This window comes from Nostoc sp., from assembly GCF_036919815.1.
Taxonomy (GTDB): Bacteria; Cyanobacteriota; Cyanobacteriia; order Cyanobacteriales; family Nostocaceae; genus Nostoc.
Window position 1 is genome coordinate 1 of record NZ_JBALCE010000004.1, and the last position, 24,162, is coordinate 24,162.

A 24,162-nucleotide genomic window follows, 5' to 3' on the forward strand; every position below is an offset into this window, starting at 1 on the left:
CTTTGCGGCATGAAGATTCCGATGTTCGTTGGAGAGCCGCAGAGGCGTTAGGAAAAATCGGCAACCAAGAAGCGATATCTACCTTAATTAAAGCTTTGCGGCATGAAGATTCCGATATTCGTTGGAGAGCCGCAGAGGCGTTAGGAAAAATCGGCAACCAAGAAGCGATATCTACCTTAATTAAAGCTCTGCGGCATGAAGATTCCGATGTTCGTTGGAGAGCCGCAGAGGCGTTAGGAAAAATCGGCAACCAAGAAGCGATATCTACCTTAATTAAAGCTTTGCGGCATGAAGATTCCGATGTTCGTTGGAGAGCTGCAGAGGCGTTAGGAAAAATCGGCAACCAAGAAGCGATATCTACCTTAATTAAAGCTTTGCGGCATGAAGATTCCGATGTTCGTTGGAGAGCTGCAGAGGCGTTAGGAAAAATTGCCAATCAAGCAGCGGTATCTGCCTTAATTAAAGCTTTGCAGGATAAAGATTCCGTTGTTCGTTTGAGAGCCGCAGAGGCATTAGGAAAAATCGCCAACCAAGCAGCGGTATGTGCTTTAATTAAAGCTTTGCAGGATGAAGATTCCGATGTTCGTAGGAGAAGTGCAGAGGCGTTAGGAAAAATTGCCAATCAAGCAGCGGTATCTGCCTTAATTAAAGCTTTGCAGCATGAAGATTTCTCTGTTCGTTGTAGTGCTGCACTTGCGTTAGGAAAAATCGGTAACCAAGAAGCAGTATCTGCCTTAATTAAAGCTTTGCAAGATGAAGATTCAGTTGTTCGTTATAGTGCCGCATTTGCGTTAGGAAAAATTGGCAACCAAGAAGCGGTATCTGCTTTAATTAAAGCTTTGCAGGATAAAGATTCCGTTGTTTGTAGGAGTGCCGCAAAGGCGTTAGGAGAAATTGCTGGCTCTGAAGTTTTGCATTATATTTGGGAGTTAAAATTAAAAATACCATCATGGGATAAAAGCGATGCAATTTCTAAAATTCAAGAGCGGTGCAAATTTTATAACCATGAAATTTGTTATTCTGTCTTGAATGAGGAAACAAACAACGCTGATCCTTTAACCAGTTCTCTAAACACACTTAATCAAAGACTCAAAATTATGTCAGAAAAACCTCCAGTTCAAATGAATTTTCATGCACCTATTACTAGCAGCAGTGTTGCTGGTAATGTGGAAGGTGATAATATTAGCACTCAAAACAATTACCCGTCTACAGAAGATATTGCTAAATTAGAAACTGTGCTTGAGCAGTTACTTGAGAAAATGGAGCAGGATAAACCGACTGTAATAGATGCTCAACCAATTGTTGCTCAAGCTGTTGAGAGTAATCCAGTACTTAAAAATAGGCAAGCGATTGAGCAAGTTATCAAAAATAATCCAACGCTCAAAGTACGTTTGCAAAGAGCAGTGACAGCAGCAGGTATTGAGACAATAAAGATTTTATTTGCTCCTGCTGGTATTCCGATTGAAGCGTTTAAGGCTTGGTATGAACCTATCTAGACGTACCCTCCTATTCCTGTTTCACTTTAAGAGGATGTTTTAAAAGTTCTTTGGTCGGTAGCAAAACGTTTTAGATCCCCCTGAATCCCCCAATAAATTGGGGGACTTTAATTCCGGTTCCCCCCTTTTTAAGGGGGGTTAGAGGGTATCAACAAGTGCACAAAATCACAGTTAACTACTTTTCAAACAACCTCTGATCAGTTTCTAATATACCAAATACCATCATTACTTTTGGGCAAAATATGATATCTTTTATCAATCAATTCTAAAATCTTGGGACACTCTTTCTTAATCAGAGGCTGATAGTCATTACTAATAAATATATAAGGAGGTTTGGATAAATCTAACTCCTGTAGAAGTTGCGGCCATTGTTCTGATAGAAATAATTCAAGTGACCATGCATTTAGTGATGTTGCTTGAGTCCGACCAGATAAGTAGTAAATAGATGGATCACCTGCAACAAAAATCTCACCTGACAAACTTCCTGGTTGCGAGAGAAAGTCAACTTCTGAACGAAGCAATGTATAGTCTTTTCTAAATACAGTCTGATATTTCAATCGTGTATTTTCAGTTAAAGCAAAGTTATTCTGAACTAAAGCGACAGTTTTGAATTGTAAATTAAATAAGAAAGGTAATAAAAACAATAATGGTAGGAAAATCTTAATTACTGGTGAACTCAATTCTTTTAAAGGCTGCCATAATATATCTAAACCTTTAGTTGCTAAAATACCTGTAGGTACAAATAATAGTAAATATTGATAACTCCACAGTGACCTAATTTGGAGAAAAATAATACCCAGCCCAAAAACAAACCAAACAACAAATAGCAAGGTCAATAAATTCTTAGACTTACGCAATGATACATTGACTGCAACAGTAGCCAGTAAAACTAAAGGTAAAAAACTCTTTAAGAACCATGCAGTTCCCAAAACTAACTTAGATATACTAAATGTACCATTAGCAACCACCTGACTTGGATATACAAAAAATGTCTGATATACAATTGATAAACTATTGAACCAAGCAAAGTAGCTGACAACAACTAGAAGGGGAAAGATAATTCCTATAAAAATTGGTAAGCAAATTTCAACAATAATTTTTTTAAAATTTTGATGTTTTATCAATATAGAATAGAGCAAGATAGTTAGCCAGAAACCCAGCAAGATAGGCAAAAATATTAATTTAAATATCAGGACAATTCCACCCATGGAGCCTGAAAGCAAAAGTGGAATAAATCTTTGCTTTCCTTCGTGATTAAAAGATTGATAAGTCAGCCAAAGACAGAGAAACAAAGGAAAACCAACTAGTCCTTCTACTTGAGTAAATTGCCGATGATATGAAACAAGGTAATAAACACCAACCGTTAACAAAGGTACTAAACTTGCTATTAGCTGATGCCGAAAATAGGTTTTTAGAGTCAACTGCAATATTATAGAGAAAAGCACCATGTAAAGAAGTTCAAAGATATGGATGCCAATCTCATTAAAACCAAATAAAGTTCCTGCTAAGAAATAAAAGTAATAAATCCCAGGTTGCTTTAGATCCCAAAAATCCCGATAGAGTACTTTTCCTTGTTGCATCTCCAACGCACCTGTTGTAAAGAGTGCTTGATCTCCTCCAAATGGGAAAGGTAAATTTATCACACCAATTATCACAACAACAATCAAAACTAAAAAATCTGTTTTACTTAATCTAGGTATACTAATCATAAAAATTTTCCTAAATTCCCCAATTTGCTTTACTAGTCCGTTTTCTGGAGAAATATTTGCCAGCTAGCTATGATTGATTATGATACTGCACAGAAGGTACTGCAATAACTCACTAGAGTTTAAAACTCTCTCTCCCTGGTTAGGAAAATAATAGTTTAGAATCTCAAGGATTTTTTTCGTGAATTGATACTGTACTATCGGCATCGAAAAAGCTCCCCTGTATAGCGTTGATTTTTTGCCCATTTTTATTTTTTATAATATTGTTCTTTTGCGGAGATAATAACTTTTCTCCTTTGTATTCTTTCCATCCTAGAACACGTCTCAGACCAATTTTCAGATATTCTTCTTGAGATTCTATACTAATAGAAATCCGCCCTAAGCGTTTCGCCACAGCAGCAGATGTAAAAGTTCCTGCAAATGGATCAAGTACAATACTACCCTGATCACTACTTGCCAGAATAATTCTTTCTAGTAATGATTCAGGTTTTTGTGAGGGATGATTTTCATATTCTTGCATTCGATATCTCACACGAGAAAAATACCATACATTACCAGGTACTTTTTCTGTATTGTATTGGCTGGGAACAGATTTTCTGTAATCAATCAACTTCCTTTGTGCGCCTGTTTTTGCTGCTATTTTAATATCAGCTGAGTTGAAAATATAATTGCTTTTGTCTTTAACACAGTGAAGTATTGGCTCATACATTGAGCCGAAATATTTTGTTGCTTGAACTCCAGAACTATCGTAATGCCAGACAATTCGGCTAAGAATTACGATTTTCTGCCTTAAATAAAGGTCAAAGTATGGCATCGCTTGAGTGCTTGTCATCACATATAGGGTTCCATTTGGCTTCAATATCCGAAGACATTCATCAAGCAATTTGTATGCCCACTTTGCATACTCTTCCTCAGACTCCCATTTGTCGTAAAAATTTGAAAACCGTTTTCCAATGTTGTAGGGAGGATCGATAAAAACAATATCTACAGATTCAGAGGAAATCTCACTAGACAAAATATGTAGGGCATCGCCATGAAATATCGTATGTCCCTCGTCTTCATATCGTTCAAACATGACCATTTATCTGAAAATAAGCTGTGTGCGAACAAACAGCCTTAACATCCTCACTATGCATACTCTTGAACTAATTGTTTAAACCCCTCATCATCTCGAATTGGGTCTAAAAAACGACTGAACAACATATCTTTACTTACGCTTGAGGAGTCTAAGCTTATAGCTTTTCGGAGATTTTCAACTGCTAAATCTGCATTTTTTAGTGTCGCATAATGAAACGCTTTATTTGTGTAAGCCTGTGGCTTGTCAGGTGCAAGTTCTATCGCTTTATTGATAGAAGCCTCAGCTTCCTCATACCGCCCCAGCATATCGAGCGGAAAGATTCTATTAACCCAGGGATCATAGTAATTTGGCTCAATCTGAATCGATTTCTCATAACAATCTAAGGCTTCTTGATATCGTTCTAACGCATTCAGAGTATTACCCTTACCATTCCAGGCATTCGCATCGTCAGACCGAATCTCAATCGCTTTATTATAAATGTCTAGAGCCGCTTCATATTTTTTTAATTGTCTTAATGCCTTGCCTTTTCCAATCCAAGCTTCAAAATTTGAGGGCTGGATTTGAATCGCTTTATCATAGGCATCAACTGCTTCTGAATAGCCTTCTGCAAATAAAAAAGCATCACCTTGAATAACATCGCTCATACTTCATAATATATAGAATTTTTCTGAAACCGCGTCTACCTTGAAAACCATAGTTTTTTTGTGATTAGATAAAGCTTATAACTCCAGCTACGACCGAATCATAGCATTCTGTTGAAAAACTATAGGTTTCAAAATGGACAAGGTTTAGATATCGAAATTATACCAGAACTCATCCGTCCTTGTGCCAATATAGACAATAGACGGCTCCTATGGTCGAAGGTGTCTACCATCTAGTATGAGCGATCGCTAAGTACAGCATTTCATTAATTCGTAGCGATTATAGACAACAATATTTAAAGGGTTTCAGCCTACTTTATTTCCTTAACCGAGCAGTATGCCTATTCAATTACGAATTATGATCAAACACCTTGAAGGTAGAGTGGCATTGGTAACAGGTGCTACGCGGGGAATTGGTAGAGGAATTGCTATTGGCTTGGCTGAAGCTGGTGCAACTGTATACATCACAGGCCGCAGTCTCAACAACTCTTCCAGTAATGCGGTTTCAGGGAGTCTTAGTGAAACCCAATCAGTTATAGAGGAAGTCGGTGGTGTATGCATTCCCGTCCAAGTAGACCACAGCGACGATGAGCAAGTGCGTTTACTGTTTGAGCGTATTCAAGATGAGCAAGATGGACAACTCGACCTATTGGTGAATAATGCTTACTCAGGAGTTCAGGCAGTAAAAAATGCCTATGGGCAACCTTTTTGGGATTCTGAACTAAGTCTTTGGGATGCAAGCAACAACGTTGGTCTTCGTAGCCACTATATTGCGAGTGTTTTTGCTGCCCGAATCATGACCAAGCGGAACTCTGGACTAATTTGCACCATTTCCTCGTGGGGTAGTATGTCTCATATCTTTAATACAGCTTATGGTGTTGGTAAAGCAGCTTGCGATCGCCTAGCAGCTGATATGGCTGTTGAATTAAAACCCCATAATGTCGCTTCTGTTTCAATTTGGCCAGGTATTGTTGGTACTGAGCTTTTTTCCCATTTTGCTGATGAGATGAATCAAACCAATGCTAGTGAAAAGAATAACTCATTTCTGGGCGATCGCTACAACTGGGAAACTCCCTTATTAACTGGACGGGTGATTGCTGCACTTGCTTGTGAGCCAAATGTCATGCGCCGTACTGGACGTGTGCAGATTGTTGCCGAATTAGCTAAGAAATATGGAATTGTCGATGAAAATGGCGTAGGCGTAGCCCGTCGTAGACATCGTCCCGCATCGCTACGTTCTCTGCGTTTTGTGCTGCCGACTGTATTACCTGTACTGAGAAACTACTCCTGGCTCATACCTGATATTAAAGTGCCGTGGTCACTACTACTACTGAGTGCCCTTAGTTCGCCTAAGATTTGATGGGCATGGGGCATGGGGCATCCACCTTTGATACTCGTGAACGAGTCTTTTAGCTCCGTTCATCCACCTTTGATACTCATTAACGAGTCTTTTAGCTCCGTTCATCCACCTTTGATACTCATTAACGAGTCTTTGAAAACCAGTCTAGAAGCAACTTCTAGAAATTCTCTCATTCCCAGTCAGAGACTGGGAATGCATATTTTGAGGCTCTGCCTACCTTACTCGCGGCAGAGCCGCAACGATCAGCATTTCCAGCCAGAGGCTAGAAACGAGGTTTTAAAATCACTCTAGTGTAGGTTGGGTTGAGGGACGAAACCCAACTTTTTCAGGGCTTTCTTGGCATAGGATGAGGTTTGACTTTTGGATAATCCGATAACTCGTGTCTAGATCATAGCCCCCTCATCGCTTGCTCTTAGGGGGTTGGGGGTGGGGTTCTTGACCTCACAAAGGCCGAAAACCAATATAATCAAATTCTGTCGCCCCTTCACTAAACAAACTGTCCTGAGATATATAAAACTTTGTATGCTGAATTAATAGGTCTTAAGAGTTCTTTTAAAACTGGTGCAAGAAGATTTTAGGCTAATTGTTGATTTAGTTTTAGTTCTAGGCGTTGCAGCCTGTGGCGGACTGTTGGCGGCACTTTTGCGACAACCTGTGCTGCTGGGCTATCTCATTGGCGGGATAATCATTGGGCCAGCCGGACTGGGACTGATTAAAGAAGTTATTCAAGTAGAGACTCTAGCACAGTTCGGGGTCGCCTTTTTATTATTCGCCTTGGGTGTGGAATTTTCCTTTGCGGAACTCAAGAAGGTAAAAGCGATCGCTCTTGGCGGAGGTGGACTCCAGATTGCTTTGACGATTTTGGTAACAGTTGTGGTATGCGGGTTAACCGGAGCCTGGGGAGCCTTACCCGCTAAGGGGATGTTTTTGGGGTGTATTCTATCCTTGTCTTCCACAGCCGTTGTCCTCAAGTGCTTGATGGAACGCAACGAAACCGAAACACCTCACGGGCAAGTGATGCTGGGGATTTTGGTAGTACAAGACTTGGCACTGGGACTGATGTTAGCAGTCTTACCAGCCCTCAACCAACCAGCAGAAACCATTGGCATCGCCGTGCTAACAGCCCTAGCTTTGATTGGTTTATTTGCTGCTGGTGCAGTAGCTGCGGGGATTTGGCTGATACCGCCGTTGTTGCAACTGTTAGCCCGTACCGAAAGCAAAGAACTATTTTTATTAGGGGTTGTAGCTCTATGTTTGGGCATTGCTTTATTGACAGAGCATTTGGGACTGTCGATTGAGATGGGGGCATTTGTCGCGGGTTTGATGATTTCTGAGGTGGAATACGCCGATCAAACCCTGACTTATGTGGAACCACTGCGAGATATTTTTGCCGCTTTATTTTTTGCCGCCATTGGGATGTTAATTGACCCAGTGTTTTTGTGGAACAATTTAGAATTGATTTTGGGATTGGTGGCAATAGTTTTCGTAGGTAAATTTTTGATTATCACGCCCCTAGTGAAACTGTTCCGCTACCCTTTGAAAACAGCGATAATCGCCGGTTTAGGACTGGCGCAAATTGGGGAATTTTCTTTTGTTCTCGCCAGTGAAGGGCAATCTTTAGGGCTGGTGTCCCGACAAATATACTTATTAATTTTGGGAACCACCGCAGTTACTCTGATGCTTACTCCCTTTGTCCTGGGGTTAATGCCATTTTTATTTAACTTTGCCGAATCAATGCCCTGGTTGAAACCGTATTTAGAAGAACAAGAAGCGCGGGATGTATCGGAAGATTTGCCCTTAAAAGACCATCTGGTAGTCTGTGGCTATGGGCGAGTCGGCAAAAATTTAGTAAAGTTGTTGCTGCAACACAACCTGCCTGTGGTGGTAATCGACCAATCAGAGAGTAGAATTCAGCAGTTGCGTGAGGCTGGGGTGTCTTATGTTTATGGCAATTGCGTAAGTTTACACGTTCTGGAAACTGCCGGGGTGAATCATGCCAAAGGAATGGCGATCGCACTTCCAGACCCCATGAGTACCCGTCTTTGCTTGAAACGCGCTTTGGAATTGCGCCCAGAATTAGATTTGGTTGTCCGTGCTACCCAGGATAAAAATATTGAGGTGCTGTATCAATTGGGAGCCAGAGAAGTAGTACAACCAGAGTTTGAAGCCAGCTTAGAAATGGCAACTCATTTATTAACTGGCTTAGGCTTATTATCATCAGATGTCGTCCAACAGCAAATGCAGAAAATCCGCAACGATCATTATTTAGATTTGCGGCCAGAGCGTTCTGCTATTGAAGTCGCTCGTGATTTGCGGCAAGCAACCCGCGATTTAAATCAGCGCTGGTATCCTTTACCATCTGCTTCGCCCCTAATTGGGATGACTTTAGAAGAAGCAGATATGCGCTACTTAACAGGAGTGAGTTTGATGGCAATTCGCCGCGCTAACGGGGATGAAATCGATTATCCCAATAATCAAACAAAATTGGCAGAAGGCGATCGCTTGCTGATTGTCGGAGCAGATGAAGAACTGGCAGCTTTGGCAGAATTCGCCAAAGGACAAGCGGCTGTTCCCGGAGAAAATAGTGCTTGCCAGTGGATTACAGTTAATGCAGATGCGCCAACGTTAGGTAAAACCTTTAGAGATTTAGATATCAGCAAGCAATACGGAGTACAAGTACAGGCGATCCGGCGAGATGGCAAGTTTATCCGCTATCCTGATGGCGGCATGGACTTGCGAGTTGGCGACCAAGTATTGTTATGCGGTAGTTTAACAGGTTTGAGTCAACTAGAAGAATTATTTGCGATCGCCAGTTCAGTACCCCTTTCTGTCCCAGTGGTGAAAGCTGGTGAGGCAGAAGTTCTCAAAGAATTTCTGCCTATGGATAATTGACGATAATAGTCATTAGTTGTGATCTTTAGGTAGGTGCAATCGCGCACATATCTTGCTTGCGCGGTATTGGCTCACAGCATCAATTTACTCTGTATTCTAGCTTAGCCCTCTTTTGTCATTCTCCGGGTGGGTAATCGCTATAAGCCTTATCAGGCAATCAATACAAGCTATCCTATTAGAAAAAATGGGTGTTGTATTTGTTATTAGAAAAAAATCGTGTGAACCCTTGGTAGATAAAAGCTCTAGAATTGATAAATGGCAAATGTTTTCGGAGAGCGACAGAAGAGGGTTAGTGTTTAGTTCTAAGCTAGAGTGGACTATAGAACACGCGGCCCTGCATCTCACCCAATCGACACAATTCTCTGTCTGTACTTTCACAAAGACCTTATTCATGAGAAACTTTCAGTAAAATATTTTTTAGAGATTAATATTTTCCTTTGAAATTACAAAATTTAAGTTTATAAAATCAGCCTTTTGTTTTTTATCTCCTATAATTATATTCCAATTCTTCTCCATGAAATCCAAAAGTTTTATCCCTCTTTCTAATACTTTTTTAGCAGTCCAGTCATTATATTTGCTAACTTCTATTTCGGAATAAGAACCATATTCATACCCAATCATGCTATCAATACCTGAGACTTTTTCTGAAAAACATTTATTTTGAAAAGTCGAGTTTTTAGGTTGTGAAAGAGGTAATAGATTACCTAAAGAATGCCTTAATATGTTTTTTTCTCTAGAATTATAATTACTAAATCTTGAAGTCCAGCATTCCTTTCTTGGATTCTGTGGATATATATGTTCAATAGTTTTATAATCAAATTCATTTTCATTTTCATTTCTATTTTCAATAAACTCATGCCAATTCATTTTATCCCTATTCGTTTTTGATTGATTTTGTAAATGTAATTCATATTCATAAAGGAAATACTTTATACCCTGCCATTTATAAAATCCCTCATTTTTAAAGGCAGCTTTTATTTTTTCTAGCCATTCTTTATTATTAATAATGCTCTGGCGCTTTTCTTCTATCTCTTTTATTAACTTTTCAACTGTTAGAGTGTTTTTACTTAAAGCAGTTGCCCAGTTTAAAAAGGTAATAGGGTGAATTATAGTGATTGAATAGTAATAATCGTTAGATAGCAACAACAAAAAACTTAGTCTTTCTAAGCTTTTTAAAAAGTTAATTCTTTTGATTGGGTCGTTTTCCTTATAAAAGAAAACCATAATCAAAGTTGTGTCTAATAAAATAGAACCTTTGGTTCTTATTCTATTTAATTTATTGAGCCAAAGTTTTTCAGGTTCTGAAAAATTACTATCATTTGGATTGAAAATATTATACCAAATCTCGACAGAAGTTTTTAAACTTTGAACATAATTATAAACCTCCGTTAAGGTTAAGCTATTACTCTCTATAGATTCTTGATGTAATAATATATTTTTACTAGTGAATTTTTTTTTTCTAATAAATATGTTGAATAATATTCTTTATGAATTCTTATTCTCCTAATGCTGATTGAGAATTTCTCAAGGTTATTACTTCCAGCTATTATTTCATCAAAATAAGTAATATAATGGTTGAATAAAAAATCATCGTCATTCAGAGGATTATTCCTATTTCTCCCTAGATTATAATATATAGATTTCCAAGATTCATTAATACTATTCCTTAGTTTTTCCTGTTCATATAAATCAACATTAAATTTGATAGATAAATATATTAATCTATTTTTTAATAATTCTAAATAGGAAAGTGGCTTACCTCTATTGTTCATTGTCTCAAAAGCTACGCAAACATCTATATCAGTTGAAATAGTATAGATGTTAAATAGCAAATGCTGAGTTAGTTTGCGGTAAACCTCTTCTTTTTGCTCAAAATTTAACAGCTTTCTTTTCTCTATAAAAAAGTTTTTTGCATCTTCTAAGTTATGGGTATAAACTGTATTTTGATGAAGGCTAACCATGTCTGATTTTTCACCAAAAATTTGTGTTTTTAAAAATTCATAACTTGGATTATCTTTTTCATAACCGAAAATGTAGGATCTAGATATACCCTCATCTTTAGAATCAAAGATGAATTTCTTTTTAATTTCATAAATAGTAGTATAATTTAATTTTTCATTTTCACTTGTACATTCAATAATAGCTTGAATTAAAATTATAGCTGTTGTTAACCTTTGCTGCCCATCGACAACAAAATATGGCTCATAGTTTTTAGATTGTATGATCCATAAGTCATCTTTCCATTCTTTCTGTAAAGACTTATCAACTTCCTCTAAAGTTAAAACACCTAAATAGTGATTTTTCCCTTTGTCTAATTGTTCTAAATCTCCCCAAAACTCTTTTAATTGTTTTTCTGTCCAAGCATAGCCTCTTTGATAGTCTGGTATTCTATAGAGTTTTTCTGTAAAGATTTTAGATAGTGAATTTAAGCTTTTATCCACAGTGTTTAGTCCTTTAATACTAATAATCGTTATCCTGTAGCTGTTGCTCTGCCCAATGTGAGATAAAAATGCAGCCTCAGTTGTGGGTAATAGCCAGAGTCTTCGGCTAAAAAACTGCCACTGCTTTGGGTTCGTGACGTTAAGGATTTTTTGTAGTGGTAATAAAAAAGATTTTTACCACTACAAGGTTTTGCCAATCTGGTAAATTTTAGCGAGCACCGTAGCGTAGGAAGGGGCGTTCCAAACACCGATTTTTGACTAACTCTTGGGTTTAATATAAGCGATCGCATGTTTCCAAACAGTGGTTTGCTGACTGTTTTCATCAGCAATACAGATACAGTGTGGATCTTGCCATAAAACCTTTCCTGTGATTAAATCACCAGTCAGCAGCTTGAACTCCACTGACATTGTTTGTTTAATCAGGTTTTGGACTTGTCTAATACTAGGCAAAGTGGTGTCAAATTCGGTAAGCATTTTTAGTAAAGATGAACCTACAAGGCAAAATAAAGAGTAACTAATCCTTGATAATTCATCCTTGGGAAAATGGCAATCGAATTTACTAAGTATCATGGTCTAGGCAACGACTTTATTCTGATTGACAATCGCTCCTCATCTGTGCCTGTAGTCACCCCAGAGCAAGCCATCCAGTTGTGCGATCGCCACTTTGGTATCGGTGCTGATGGTGTCATTTTTGCCCTACCTGGAGAAAACGGCACTGACTACACCATGCGGATTTTTAATTCCGATGGTTCAGAACCAGAAATGTGTGGTAATGGAATTCGCTGTTTAGCTGGCTTTTTAGCAGATTTAGAAGGCGAATCCCGGAATAAAGACTTATATCGCATTCATACCTTAGCTGGTGTGATGATTCCCCAACTCATATCTGATGGTTTAGTGAAGGTGGATATGGGTTTACCCAGGTTACTCGCTGGCGAAATTCCTACCACCCTTGCACCCGCCCAAGAAAAAGTAATTTCTCAGCCGTTGGAGGTGGCGGGGCAAACTTGGTCAGTCACCTGTGTAAGTATGGGAAATCCCCACTGCATCACCTTTGTAGAAGATGTAGTAGCAATTGAGCTAGAAACCATCGGCCCAAAATTTGAGCATCACCCAGCTTTTCCCCAACGCATAAATACCGAATTTATGCAAGTGGTACGCCGTGACTATTTGAAAATGCGGGTATGGGAACGGGGCGCCGGGATTACATTAGCTTGCGGGACTGGTGCTTGTGCTTCCTTGGTAGCTGGAGTATTGACTGGAAAATGCGATCGCGCCGCCACTATCGAATTACCAGGTGGACTATTGCAAATTGAATGGTCAGAAGTAGACCAACGGGTTTACATGACAGGCCCAGCCCAGAGGGTATTCACTGGGAAATATGCGAACTGTTTATAACAGTACTTACGCAAACAATAGCTGAAAATAATGATTTTAGGTAGGGGCAATTCATGTAGCTTTAGCTGACCGCAGGGTATTGCCCCTGAGCGCGTGTAGTTTATATTGTTTGCGAACCGTAATATTACTGTAAAAGTATTGCGTTAACAGTCAAATAGTTGTATTGTTAGAAGTGGATTTTCTAGAAAGCCAAAGCAAAACACATTTCCATCCGATTGAAAAAAGTATTCTTCTGCTGAACTAACTTGGCAGATATGTATGATTTCTTTGTGATTGGAAGCAATTAATTTAAGTGTCCTAAAGCCTATTAATTGGCATCATTGATTATCTGCTGTTACTAGATATCAAAACAGGGTAGCACCTAAATTTATTATCACTAGACATAGGAGTGAAAAAGAATTGTTTTGACGTAGCAATGCTACGTCTCTACAAGGGTTATGTGTAACGCATATTTAATTTCTGGAGATGTCTAATACATATTTACCCACTACCAACAAAGATACCAACCCATCTGGAGCAAGGGATGGAAATATCAGAGAAAGTAATTAAGCCTTCAGTGTCAAAGGTAATTGTGATCGGGGGTGGAATTGGTGGCTTAACTTTAGCCCGTGCCTGCCTGGATGCAAATATTGAAGTTGAGGTATACGAGAAACGTCAACTCGGTGCAATGCTTTCTGGACCAGGAGGTATATTCATTCAACGAAATGCCATACGAGTTTATAAACTCTTTTCGTTAGGAAAGATTTATCAACGTTTTTATGCACAGGGGGGCAAAATTTTAAAGGGTGGGTTTTTTAGTCAAAATGGAACTCCACTTTATATTAACTCCCCAAAATTCGCTGGGGAAGAAGACTTGGGTGTATGTCTTTCCAGAGGGAAATTACAACAAATTTTGTACGAAGCATTGCCGCCAGGAATAGTACGCACTGGCATAAGTTTTGAGAAAGTTGAGGAGACTGAAGATAGTGTGCAAGTGTACTTTAAAGACGGCAGTACAACAACTGGCGACATATTAGTAGGTGCTGATGGTCTTTATTCACAAGTACGTGCAAATCTTTCTGGTAAAAAACAGTTAGAGTTGCCACTTTACAGTGGGATGTGTTGCTGGAGAGGTATTTTTAACGCCTCAAGTATTCCACTGGATAAAAAATACAGTTGGATGGAATTTTGGGGTCAGGGAAATCGCTTTGGATATTTTGATGTTGGAGGAGGGCAATTTTCGTTTTATGCCTTCAACAACAGTGAACAGGGTGGGAATGACGACTCAGTTGGTGGTTCCTTGAATGCCTTGAAGTTAATCTTTTCAGATTATGCCGAACCTGTAGCTTCAATTATCAAGGTTTTAGAAGAGGAAAGCATTTATCAAGATGATATTTTTGATCGTCAACCGAGTGGTACTTCTTGGGGAAAAGGTCGAGTAACTTTAATAGGAGATGCAGCACACCCTGTACAACCAAATATTGGTCAAGGTGGTTGTATGGCAGTAGAAGATGCCTTTGAACTTGTGAAGTTGCTCACTAATCAAGCTAGCTGCGACCAAGTTGTGTTACTGTTACGTCAATTTGAAGCTAGCCGTAGCAAACGAGTAACTCGTGTATTTACTACTTCTCGACAGGTTGGACAGCTTGGACAAACTACTTCTGCAATCGGATGTTTCGTGCGTGACTGGATTTACAAACTCACTCCCACCTGGTTAGCTTACTTACAGTTTCGATGGTTATTTGATTACCAACCTGATTGGAAACAATAGTCCCCTTGCTGACATCAAGACAAATATCTTGCACCCGCGATCGCCAGTTCTGGTATTTAACCAATTTACGATATCTGAAACTGGTTTATTTTTATCAAGTCGAGTAATTTGGTAATATTCCGCCCGAAAAACGGGCGAATATTATGATTAAGCAATTGTGTCGGTTAAACTACCTGATCTAAATCTCCTGAGAAATTTAGATGAAATAATTAATAACCTTCTATAGTATAACCAGCAGATTGCACTATCTGTTTAATTGACTCTTCAGAAGCCGCAGATTCCACAGTTACGGTTTTAGCATTAACGTCAACATCTACTTTGGCATCAGATTCCATAGTCTGAATAGATTTAGTTATTTTCTTGGCACAGTCATCACCTTTAATATTCGGAACTTTCAATTTAATTGCCATTAGTTACCTCATTAAATCAACTAGAATTTCCATTTAATAAATATTATAGTGGTTGAGATAGTGAGCGCACATCTTGCTGAAGTAAGGTAATTGGGCATCACAGTGGCAGTATTAAATAATAGCTGTACATAAATTGTTATTGATAAAATTTGCAGGCATTAAAATTAAAGAAGATGCCAAAAGATATAAAGTTATTTATGAGAATACCCTTAGTACTATTAACTTATAAAAAGCCACTTTTTTAGTTTGTTCTCAGATTCCATAAGACATTGCAGATTCTCCGATAGGCGTTCGTGTTCGACATAGTTGTTCTCGCAGCATTCCCTGAACATACAAGCATCTATACGTAAGTCACAAAACCTTTAATCTGTAGTTTTTAACTTATTGCTATGCTATAGCTACTTATGTCCAACTTTAAATGCATATATACATCTAAAAAACATCTGTCTCGTGGTATGAATGAGTTATCAGGACAATGTTCTTAAATTAGTTAATTCCGTAGCGATTAGTTTTGATGCACAAATTATTGCCATCTTCTGGAGATTGCATGGGGTATTAACGCTAGATTGCACAGATTATTTAGTAGAAATTGCTAAATATATACCCCTTAAAATTAGTTTAAACCTCATCTAAGTTTATAAGCGTAGTTTTTGCCCTCACCCTAAATCCCTCTCCCATATCTGGGAGAGGGATTTTGAAATTCTGGCTCCCCTTCTCCTAAATCTGTGAGAAGGGGTTGGGGGATGAGGGCAAATCCTTTTGATCACCGAAGAACTACAGGTTTTAAGATAGACACGGTTTATATTTATTAAACGAACCGCCAAGTGCGCCAAGTGCGCCAAGGGAGAAGGAGCAATCATTGCAAGTTTAGGGAGAATTGGCATTACTCAAGTAATAGTGCCATAGAAGTCTTGCACCGATCGCTCGCCACGGTCGCCAGTGCTGTGTCATTGCTTCCAGCTGAACTGGTGTTGGACGCGTCGCCAAGTTTTTGAGTTTTTGGAAAGCGATCGCGATCGCTAAATCGCCTTTAGGAAAGACATCAGGACGTTGCAGCGCCATTAGTAAGTAAATATCAACTGTCCAGTCTCCTATGCCTTTGAGACACTTTAACTCAGTTCTGATCGCAGTTTCATTCATTCTTTCCAGCTTGGTTAAGTCAAGCTGACCACTTGCGTTGGCTTTGCCCGCCGTAGGCATCGCCTGAGCTAACCCACGACAGTATAGAATCTTTTGCCGACTGAATCCAATCCCTCTTAATTGAACATCATCCAATCTCAGAAAGTTTTCTGGCGTCAGAGTTACAACAACCCCACATAGTCGGTTAAATACAGCCCTTGCAGCCGCTACCGAAACTTGTTGTTCCAGAATTATGCACAATAGCGTTGCAAAACCTGGTTCTCTTGACCATATCGGTGGAGGCCCCAGTGTTTTTAAAATCCGAGCCAAATCGCTGTCAAGATTGGCAAGCACCATTAAACCACGGCTCAGACTTTCTTCAGTCAACGGTTCTAGTTCAGGTGTTTGAGTCATCTTTGATCAATTTCGATTCTTGTATAAGCAGTTTTTGTTTGCGTTCAATTCCCCAGTGATAACCACCAAGACTGCCATCACTCCGTAGCACACGATGACATGGTACAATCAGCGCGATCGGATTTGCTCCACAAGCATTTCCCACTGCGCGGACTGCGTGCGGCTTGGCAATATCACGGGCGATATCGGTATAGGTGCGAGTTTCGCCATAGGGAATTTTTTGTAATGCTTCCCAAACCTGTTTCTGAAATGCTGTCCCGCGTACATCAAGTGGTAAATCAAGATGTGCCTCGCCTCCGGCAATAAAGTTGAGGATTGCTTGTATCCAGTCTTTGTGTGTCTGGTCATCACGCCTGATCTGCGCTTGGTGAAATTCCTGGTTCAAAGTGTGTTCAAGCTTGTCTGCTTCATCACCTAGTTTAACGGCACAGATACCCTTCTCTGTTGTTGCCACAAGCAAATATCCTAGTGGACATGGAGCGATCGCATAGACAATGCTGATTGTTTTTCCAGCTTGTTGGTAAGTCTTTGGTGTCATTCCCAGTTGTTTAGGTGCTTTGTCATACAGTTGACTACTTGAACCATACCCCGTGTCGTAAACTGCATTAGCAATTTCTTCCCCTTTCTGGAGACGCTGCTTTAATCGTTGGCTACGCAGCGCATCTGCATATTGAAAGGGCGATACGCGAATTATTTGCTTAAATATCCTTTGCAGATAACTGGGACTCATTCCCACCTGAGAGCATAATTCCGAGAGGGTTGGAATGCGATCAATTTGTGCTTCAATGTATCGACATACTGTTAAAACTTTGACTTTAGCCGGATTTGGAACTGTTTCAGATTGTGGCTGACAGCGTTTACAAGGCCGAAAACCTGCAATTTCAGCCTCTTGTGGTGACTCGAAGAAACAAACTTGATTCCGATTTGGTCTGCGACTAGGGCAAATCGGTCGGCAATAAATGCCCGTAGAGCGAACACCGTAGAAAAGCTTGCCGTCAATTGTGGGATCTCGATTGAGAACTGCTTCCCAAAGAGTTTTGTCTAAAAGTTGTGTCTGTTGTAATTGCATTGATGCCTCCTTGGATGTATTGCAAAATACCCATACTTTGGAGTGTCTATTATTAGTTTCTGTCTTTAGGTAAAACTAGATTAAATGTATCGATAAACTACTTTCTATCTAATTGTTGCGATCAAACTTGATTTCTACATATGAGAATTGCAACCCGCAGATCCCCGACTTCTTTAAGAAGTCGGGGATCTTGTTTCTCACGAATGATTCAGGGTAGGCAATTACTCACAAAATTTCCGCCAAATCTAAAACAAATCCTGGCAAAACATCTTCTCCCGATAGAGTTTTAGGATTTTGTAAAATCTCAACTTCTCGATTATGACGATAAATTTCTACCTGCTGCTGTCTTTTATTAATTAACCAGCCCAATCTTGCGCCATTCTCCATGTATTCCCTCATTTTGGTTCGCGTTTTTTCTAAGGAATCACTTGGAGACATTAACTCAACCACAAAATCGGGACACAAAGGAGCAAATCTTTCTTTTTCTGCTTCGCTCAAAGCATTCCACCGTTCGATTTTCACCCAAGACGCATCTGGAGAACGCTCTGCACCGTTGGGAAGTTTGAAACCACCAGAAGAGTCAAAGGATTTCCCTAGCTGATTTTGACGACTCCAAGCTCTTAATTGATAAGTGAAATCGGCATTACGGTCACTAGTACTACTCCCCGTAGGTGGCATAATAATTAATTCCCCTGAAGCTGTCCGCTCAAACTTTAAGTCTCGATTATTTTGACAAAGCTGAAAAAATTGCTCGTCAGTCAAGTCGATATTTAATTCCAGGGTAGGAGGTAAACTGACGGTGGTAGTATTCATGTTATCAGTTTGGGTGGAAGCAATATCTCTATTTTAGTAGTCTGTCAAGTCTACTATCCTGGGTAAATAAGTTTGTAGTGAGGACTTTAGTCCTTGTGTTAAACATGCTTTGTGTTTACTGCGTACCAGGTTTTCCTTAGCTTGATGGACTACGATCGCAATCCTCAACTGATTCTCCCTTTGACAAATGGTTCACCCGATTGGGTGAATGCGATCGCCTGATCACGATCTACTCTGAAAGAAGGTGCTGTTTTGCTTGTGTTAGCGATTAAGCCCACAGAATCAAAACTGTTAAATTGGTTATTCTGGCTTTTTATTGTACATCAATAGCTTGTCTATCAAAGGGTCAAAGAGTGGATGAAACCGTTGTAAAATGGCTGTATACACCAAATTGCCAGCAAGAGCCTATTAACCTGCTCTCAAAACTTGCCGTCAATTTACCAGGGGTGATTTTTCAAGTTCTGCAACGGCAGGATGGTTCTGTATTTGTCCCTTATGTTAGTTCTGGTTGTCAATATTTGTATGAATTAGAACCAGAAGCTTTACAGGCAGACTTCCAGGTGCTATACAAACTGATTCATCCACAGGATATAAAAGCTTTTGGAGAATCTATTGCTGTTTGTAGCACCACTTTTACAGCTTGGCATTGGGAAGGTCGGATTATTACGCCTAGTGGCAAACTTAAGTGGATTCAAGGTACTTCGCAACCGGAATTACAACCAGAAGGCGATTTTCTTTGGAATGGCTTGGTTATGGATATTACAGAGCGAAAATTAGCCCAAGAAAAATTGCTTGAGAGTGAGGCGCGGTATAAAGCAATTTTGGATGCTATCCCCGATTTGATGTTTCGCATCAGCCGCGATGGTGAGTATCTAGATTTGAAAAGTCAGGGAGCAAATGTCACTCTTTCCAGAGAAGAAATAATTGGAAAACATTTGCAGGAGTTATTGCCCAGTGATGTTGCGGCGATTAGCCAAGTAGCGATGCCTACGGTGGTCACTGAGCTTTGTCGTTGGCGTAGCCTCTCGCAGAGAAGTGCGGGCTACCCCTACGCTAAAACTTTAGATTCCGGAACTTTGCAAACTTGTGAATATCAACTACCAACGCCTTTGGGAGTCAGAGATTATGAGGCGCGGTTAGTAGTGAGTGGTCAAGATGAGATCCTAGCAATTGTGCGAGATATCACAGAACGCAAACAAGCAGAAGTTAAATTACAAAATCTTGCTAAAAAGTTTGCTAAAGCTTTTAGTTGCAGTCCAGATTCAATTACTATTAGTACACTTGGTGAAGGACGCTTTATTGAAATTAACGACAGTTTTGTGAAACTCTCAGGTTATGAGCGAGATCAGGTTATTGGTAAAACTTCTTTTGAGTTAAATCTTTGGGTAAACGATCGCGATCGCCTGAATTTGTTAGAGGAGTTGCAAGCCACAGGAGTTGTTCGCAACTTGGAATTTGAATTTCGGCAAAAGTCTGGCGAGATAATGACAACGCTGGTTTCAGCCGAAGTCATTGATTTGGATGGTAACAAGAGCATCCTAGCAGTCCATCACGACATTACAGAACGCAAACAGGTAGAAGCGCAATTACGCCTTTGTGGAGAACGCGATCGCTTATTGGCAAAAACCCTAGTGCGAATTCGATCTTCGCTTAACTTAGAGCAAATTCTCCAAACCACCGTGACCGAAGTCAGACAATTTCTGCAAGCAGATCGAGTTTTTATTGGTTTAAATAATGCCAATTTAGGAGTGAGAACTCTTGCTGAATCAGTAGATCCCAAGTATCCATCAATCTTAGGTTGGTCTACTAATGATGAAGCTTATCTACAAGAATTAAGAAACTTACTAAAAGATAATCTTGTCCGTGTCATTGAAGATATAACAAAAATATCAGTATCTCCCAAAATAAAAGCACACTATCGAAAATTCCAAACGAAAGCTACTTTGGCTGTACCAATTATGCTAAATAACGAATTATTTGGGGCGTTAATTGCCAATCAATGCTCAGGGTCGCGTTATTGGCAGCCAATAGAAATTGATTTGTTACAGCAGATGTCAGAACAGGTAGCGATCGCCATTCAGCAAAGCCAGATATACCAAAAACTAGCAGAACTTAACACTAATTTAGAACACCAAGTACAAGAACGGACAGCACAGTTGCAGCAGAAAATGCAAGAAGTAGAAAAATTGCATCGCGTCAAAGATGTTGTTTTGCACACGGTTGCCCACGATTTACGAACTTCGGTGATGGGTAACTTGATGGTGTTAAAGAATTTGTTAAATCAGGGAGTGGGACAAGGGGACAAGGGGACAAGTGGACAAGGCGCACAAGGCGCACAAGGCGCACAAGGCGCACAAGGGAGAATAATTGAAGAATCTCCCTTGTCTCCTCCCAATGCCCAATGCCCAATGCCCAATTCCCAATCCCCAATTCCAGTATCTCCCTCAATCATCGAGCGGATGATTCAAGGCAACGATCGCCAACTGACGATGATTAACTCATTGCTAGAAATGAATTCCTGTGAAAAACAGGGTATTGATATCAAACCCGAACCTGTGCAATTTAGCATCCTACTGGGAGGAATATTTGCCCAGTTGGAACCCATGCTAACACAAAATCAAGCGACTCTGAAGAAGTTGGTTCCCGCAGATTTACCGTTAGTAATGGCAGATGCGACTCGGTTGCAGAAAGTTTTGGCACATTTAATAACACATAGGTTGCAAAATAATCCACCAGGATTAAATTTTATTCTGAGTGCCACTGTTGAAGCTGGAATGATTCGGACTCAGATTCAAGATGACGGTGTGGTAATGAGTAAACTGGAGTGCGATCGCCTCTTTGATCTCCATGTCCGCGATCCCCAAGATTCTTGTTCTACAAGCATTGGCTTAAAAATGTATCTTTGTCGCAAAGTTATCAAGGCACATGGCGGTAAAATTGGTGTGATTACTAACCGCAAACGCGGGTTAACTTTCTGGTTCACATTACCTTTAATAACTCCATCCGCAACAAGTCGCCCATAAGTTACCAGAAAAATGCGAAGGTGTTATTTGTGGCAATGTTGAGTAAGAGAAACACCTTCGACGGTATGGGCAAAGTTAATCGGATGCTAATGGCTACCCCATTTACAACAGTGCAAAGGTGGTGGAGAAAAACCTTTTCTACGCCAACAGCAGATGAAATCACTAGTTTTTACAAAGCTCGGCGCGTAGATACGGAGTGGCTGGCCCATAGGGATCGCTTTTTGTGGCAGAGATTGCGTTTATGGTTATGGCTGGTGCTGATCTGTCTTTTGTCTTTTACTTTGCGAGACATTTACGGCTTGTTTTTCCCCTTAAAGGAGTTGGAAAGGCTGCCAGAAGCACTTACAGCTAAAAGCCTTGTGATCAATGTTGCAATGCTCATAAGTATAATTATTTACCTTGCCTTACATAAAACTAAGTTCGGTCGTCATCGTCCAGATTTATTATTTTTGGGGTCTTCTTGGTCAATTAGTCTAGCATCGCAGTTGTTTGCAACCATCAGAGGTTTCGCACTACCTGATACTATCGGCTGGTCGCTGCTGTTTTTAAGCCAAGCTGTGTTGATGCCTGTCTGCTGGATTATACATTTGCTATGTCAGGTGGGTGTGCTGGTTTACTATTTTGGTGTAAATACGGTACTTGGACTAAAAACACCAATCCCCGAACACCCAGAAATATATAATGTAACCTTGATTTTATACATTTTTTGGTTTTGTGCTATATGTGACATCGGTGTTTATCTGTACGATCGCCTGCAACGTTCTGAGTTTTACGCCCGTCAAGAACTGGAATCTGCCTATCAAAAACTCAAGGTTGCAGAAGCTAAATATCGCACCATTTTTGAAAACGCTGTTGAAGGGATCTTTCAAAGCAGTCCCGATGGACGTTACATTACGGCAAATCCGGCTTTAGCGCGTATTTATGGCTACTCCTTAGCAGAGGAGGTGACGGCAAATTTCACTGATATAGAACATCAACTGTATATTGATCCAAACCGTCGGCTAGAATTTGTGCGCCTGATGGAAAAGTATGGCAGCGTTTCCGAGTTTGAGTCCCAAATTTATCGCCGAGACGGGAGTATTGTCTGGATTTCCGAAAAAGCCTACGCAGTGCATGACGAACAAGGAAAACTGCTTTACTACGAAGGTTTGATTGAAGACATTACCCAGCGTAAACAAACTGAAGAAGAACTACGAGTATTTTTTCATGCAGTTTCTCACGACTTACGTAACCCGGTGCTGGGTAGTTTAATGGTGCTGAAAAATTTGCTTGCACATCCAGAGGAAAATATTTCGATTTCACGCTCAATTTTAGAGCGGATGATTCAAAGTAGCGATCGCCAGCTGAACTTAATCAATTCGTTGATGGAAGCTCATGTTAGCGAGGTGCAAGGTGTTATTTTACAACGCCAACACGTACAATTATTGACAGTTGTCGAAGCTGCGATCGCAGATTTAGAGCCATTGCTGACACAAAATCAAGCAATCTTGACAAATCTGGTATCCGCAGATTTACCATTAGTGAATGCTGACCCCACGCAACTATGGCGAGTTTTTTCTAACTTAATAGTTAATGCTCTGAAACACAATCCCCCTGGATTGCTTTTGACAATCAACGCTATCCGTAAGGATGACAAAATGTATTGTACTGTTAGTGATAACGGTGTAGGAATTAGTCAACAACAAAGCGATCGGCTTTTTGAGCTTTACTTTCGGGGTGCAAATATCCGCAATTCTGTAAGTTTAGGATTGGGTTTGTATTTATGTAAGCAAATCATCCATGCTCACGGTGGCGAAATTGGCGTAAACAGTGCATTGGATGCAGGCGCAACTTTCTGGTTTACATTACCTATTAGAGTTTGAGAGATATTTTGTGTAAGTCCTAATTGTGTGACTACGCATACAGGGCTATAACCTATATCAGGGAAGGTTTCAACCCTTATCCCATTTCAAAAATCAAATATAAATCCTCGTATTAGTGACAAAAGTAACCATTCAAACGTGACTTTTGACACAGGTGTATGCCTGATTATTCCAATTATATTGAGAATATACAAATCAAGCAATGCAAGAGTAAACGATATATGAACCGCTTAAAATCTATTCTTCTTGGAGGCTTATTAGCAGCTACTTCAATTGCTGCTCTTTCTCAAAATGCTAATGCTGCTGAATTTAAATCTGAGCATGATCGTTTTAATCGTAATAGTGTAGCTGTTAATAACAGTAAAGTTCAACGCGAACGTCAAGCTTATGAACAACGCGCTCATGAATTGCGTGAACGTCAAGCCCATGAACAACGCGCTCGTGAATTGCGTGAACGTCAAGCTTATGAACAACGCGCTCGTGAATTGCGTGAACGTCAAGCCCATGAACAACGCGCTCGTGAATTGCGTGAACGTCAAGCCCATTTTAATCACTAAGCTGAAAATTTTCCCTCATATTACGTTAGGAGAGTAGCAATATTCTCCTTTTTTTATTTGTATAAATCTGCTCAAATTAATGCCTAAATAATGTTAATCAAGGATTCTGAGTAAAAGTACATAAATAAATGCGATC

General features: G+C 39.8%; 18 protein-coding genes. 8 read left to right on the forward strand and 10 right to left on the reverse strand.

What is annotated here, in order from left to right:
* The coding region (locus V7K15_RS00500; RefSeq protein WP_334902032.1) for a HEAT repeat domain-containing protein at positions 1-1,496 on the forward strand (1,496 nt) is incomplete at its 5' end.
* A 197-nt stretch (positions 1,497-1,693) separates the two neighbouring features.
* Here V7K15_RS00500 and V7K15_RS00505 read toward each other — a convergent pair.
* The 3 genes from V7K15_RS00505 to V7K15_RS00515 all read right to left on the reverse strand — a co-directional run bounded on the left by V7K15_RS00505 (position 1,694) and on the right by V7K15_RS00515 (position 4,924).
* Positions 1,694-3,205 carry an ArnT family glycosyltransferase gene (locus V7K15_RS00505; protein WP_334902034.1) on the reverse strand — a complete coding sequence of 504 codons (1,512 nt, stop codon included), beginning with the start codon at positions 3,203-3,205 and terminating at the stop codon, positions 1,694-1,696.
* Between the two features lie 163 nt (positions 3,206-3,368).
* Positions 3,369-4,277, reverse strand: a complete 909-nt coding sequence (gene yhdJ, locus V7K15_RS00510) for an adenine-specific DNA-methyltransferase (protein WP_334902036.1) — start codon at positions 4,275-4,277, stop codon at positions 3,369-3,371.
* Between the two features lie 53 nt (positions 4,278-4,330).
* Positions 4,331-4,924: a tetratricopeptide repeat protein gene (locus tag V7K15_RS00515; protein WP_334902037.1), complete on the reverse strand. Its 594-nt coding sequence runs from the start codon at positions 4,922-4,924 to the stop codon at positions 4,331-4,333.
* A 358-nt stretch (positions 4,925-5,282) separates the two neighbouring features.
* On the opposite strand from V7K15_RS00515, the gene V7K15_RS00520 reads away from it, so the two are divergent.
* Positions 5,283-6,281 (forward strand): SDR family NAD(P)-dependent oxidoreductase, encoded by a 999-nt coding sequence (locus V7K15_RS00520; protein ID WP_334902143.1) that lies wholly within the window; start codon positions 5,283-5,285, stop codon positions 6,279-6,281.
* Between the two features lie 561 nt (positions 6,282-6,842).
* Positions 6,843-9,173 carry a cation:proton antiporter domain-containing protein gene (locus tag V7K15_RS00525; protein WP_334902039.1) on the forward strand — a complete coding sequence of 777 codons (2,331 nt, stop codon included), beginning with the start codon at positions 6,843-6,845 and terminating at the stop codon, positions 9,171-9,173.
* A gap of 417 nt (positions 9,174-9,590) precedes the next feature.
* Here the strand turns inward: V7K15_RS00525 and V7K15_RS00530 are convergent, their stop codons facing one another.
* The 3 genes from V7K15_RS00530 to V7K15_RS00540 all read right to left on the reverse strand — a co-directional run bounded on the left by V7K15_RS00530 (position 9,591) and on the right by V7K15_RS00540 (position 12,088).
* Positions 9,591-10,397 (reverse strand): HNH endonuclease family protein, encoded by an 807-nt coding sequence (locus V7K15_RS00530; RefSeq protein WP_334902041.1) that lies wholly within the window; start codon positions 10,395-10,397, stop codon positions 9,591-9,593.
* A 185-nt stretch (positions 10,398-10,582) separates the two neighbouring features.
* Positions 10,583-11,614, reverse strand: coding sequence for a DUF262 domain-containing protein (locus V7K15_RS00535; RefSeq protein WP_334902042.1), 1,032 nt, complete (start codon positions 11,612-11,614; stop codon positions 10,583-10,585).
* Between the two features lie 258 nt (positions 11,615-11,872).
* Positions 11,873-12,088, reverse strand: a complete 216-nt coding sequence (locus tag V7K15_RS00540) for an Hfq-related RNA-binding protein (RefSeq protein ID WP_292834294.1) — start codon at positions 12,086-12,088, stop codon at positions 11,873-11,875.
* A 69-nt stretch (positions 12,089-12,157) separates the two neighbouring features.
* On the opposite strand from V7K15_RS00540, the gene dapF reads away from it, so the two are divergent.
* Together dapF and V7K15_RS00550 are read left to right on the forward strand one after the other, a co-directional pair.
* On the forward strand, positions 12,158-13,009 hold the full coding sequence (dapF, locus tag V7K15_RS00545; protein WP_334902046.1) for a diaminopimelate epimerase: 852 nt from the start codon (positions 12,158-12,160) through the stop codon (positions 13,007-13,009).
* Positions 13,010-13,532: 523 nt separating this feature from the next.
* Entirely contained in the window at positions 13,533-14,759 is a 1,227-nt protein-coding gene (locus V7K15_RS00550) for an FAD-dependent monooxygenase (RefSeq protein ID WP_334902048.1), read from the forward strand.
* A 209-nt stretch (positions 14,760-14,968) separates the two neighbouring features.
* On the opposite strand, the gene V7K15_RS00555 is transcribed toward V7K15_RS00550, so the two are convergent.
* From V7K15_RS00555 to V7K15_RS00570, 4 genes are all read right to left on the reverse strand, one after another.
* Positions 14,969-15,169, reverse strand: a complete 201-nt coding sequence (locus V7K15_RS00555; protein ID WP_334902050.1) for a heavy-metal-associated domain-containing protein — start codon at positions 15,167-15,169, stop codon at positions 14,969-14,971.
* A gap of 867 nt (positions 15,170-16,036) precedes the next feature.
* Complete coding sequence (locus tag V7K15_RS00560) at positions 16,037-16,702, reverse strand: DNA-3-methyladenine glycosylase family protein (protein WP_334902052.1); 666 nt, start codon at positions 16,700-16,702, stop codon at positions 16,037-16,039.
* The gene (ada, locus tag V7K15_RS00565) at positions 16,686-17,771 is read right to left on the reverse strand and encodes a bifunctional DNA-binding transcriptional regulator/O6-methylguanine-DNA methyltransferase Ada (protein ID WP_334902054.1); all 1,086 of its coding nucleotides are present in this window, start codon (positions 17,769-17,771) and stop codon (positions 16,686-16,688) included. Before ada ends, V7K15_RS00560 begins: the two co-directional genes overlap by 17 nt.
* 225 nt (positions 17,772-17,996) lie before the next feature.
* Positions 17,997-18,584 carry a Uma2 family endonuclease gene (locus tag V7K15_RS00570; protein WP_334902056.1) on the reverse strand — a complete coding sequence of 196 codons (588 nt, stop codon included), beginning with the start codon at positions 18,582-18,584 and terminating at the stop codon, positions 17,997-17,999.
* 353 nt (positions 18,585-18,937) lie between these two features.
* Here V7K15_RS00570 and V7K15_RS00575 point away from each other — a divergent pair, with 353 nt between their 5' ends.
* The 3 genes from V7K15_RS00575 (at position 18,938) to V7K15_RS00585 (ending at position 24,026) form a co-directional block, all read left to right on the forward strand.
* Entirely contained in the window at positions 18,938-21,607 is a 2,670-nt protein-coding gene (locus V7K15_RS00575) for a sensor histidine kinase (protein ID WP_334902058.1), read from the forward strand.
* A gap of 89 nt (positions 21,608-21,696) precedes the next feature.
* On the forward strand, positions 21,697-23,469 hold the full coding sequence (locus V7K15_RS00580; RefSeq protein ID WP_334902145.1) for a PAS domain-containing sensor histidine kinase: 1,773 nt from the start codon (positions 21,697-21,699) through the stop codon (positions 23,467-23,469).
* A gap of 221 nt (positions 23,470-23,690) precedes the next feature.
* Complete coding sequence (locus V7K15_RS00585; RefSeq protein WP_334902060.1) at positions 23,691-24,026, forward strand: hypothetical protein; 336 nt, start codon at positions 23,691-23,693, stop codon at positions 24,024-24,026.
* Positions 24,027-24,162 lie beyond the last annotated feature (136 nt).

Coding starts and splice junctions, on each gene's coding strand:
- V7K15_RS00505 (WP_334902034.1), bottom strand. CDS start 3,205: ATGATTAGTATACCTAGATTAAGTAAAACAGATTTTTTAGTTTTGATT.
- yhdJ (WP_334902036.1), bottom strand. CDS start 4,277: ATGTTTGAACGATATGAAGACGAGGGACATACGATATTTCATGGCGAT.
- V7K15_RS00515 (WP_334902037.1), bottom strand. CDS start 4,924: ATGAGCGATGTTATTCAAGGTGATGCTTTTTTATTTGCAGAAGGCTAT.
- V7K15_RS00530 (WP_334902041.1), bottom strand. CDS start 10,397: ATGGTTTTCTTTTATAAGGAAAACGACCCAATCAAAAGAATTAACTTT.
- V7K15_RS00540 (WP_292834294.1), bottom strand. CDS start 12,088: ATGCTTACCGAATTTGACACCACTTTGCCTAGTATTAGACAAGTCCAA.
- dapF (WP_334902046.1), top strand. CDS start 12,158: ATGGCAATCGAATTTACTAAGTATCATGGTCTAGGCAACGACTTTATT.
- V7K15_RS00550 (WP_334902048.1), top strand. CDS start 13,533: ATGGAAATATCAGAGAAAGTAATTAAGCCTTCAGTGTCAAAGGTAATT.
- V7K15_RS00555 (WP_334902050.1), bottom strand. CDS start 15,169: ATGGCAATTAAATTGAAAGTTCCGAATATTAAAGGTGATGACTGTGCC.
- V7K15_RS00560 (WP_334902052.1), bottom strand. CDS start 16,702: ATGACTCAAACACCTGAACTAGAACCGTTGACTGAAGAAAGTCTGAGC.
- ada (WP_334902054.1), bottom strand. CDS start 17,771: ATGCAATTACAACAGACACAACTTTTAGACAAAACTCTTTGGGAAGCA.
- V7K15_RS00570 (WP_334902056.1), bottom strand. CDS start 18,584: ATGAATACTACCACCGTCAGTTTACCTCCTACCCTGGAATTAAATATC.
- V7K15_RS00580 (WP_334902145.1), top strand. CDS start 21,697: ATGGCTACCCCATTTACAACAGTGCAAAGGTGGTGGAGAAAAACCTTT.
- V7K15_RS00585 (WP_334902060.1), top strand. CDS start 23,691: ATGAACCGCTTAAAATCTATTCTTCTTGGAGGCTTATTAGCAGCTACT.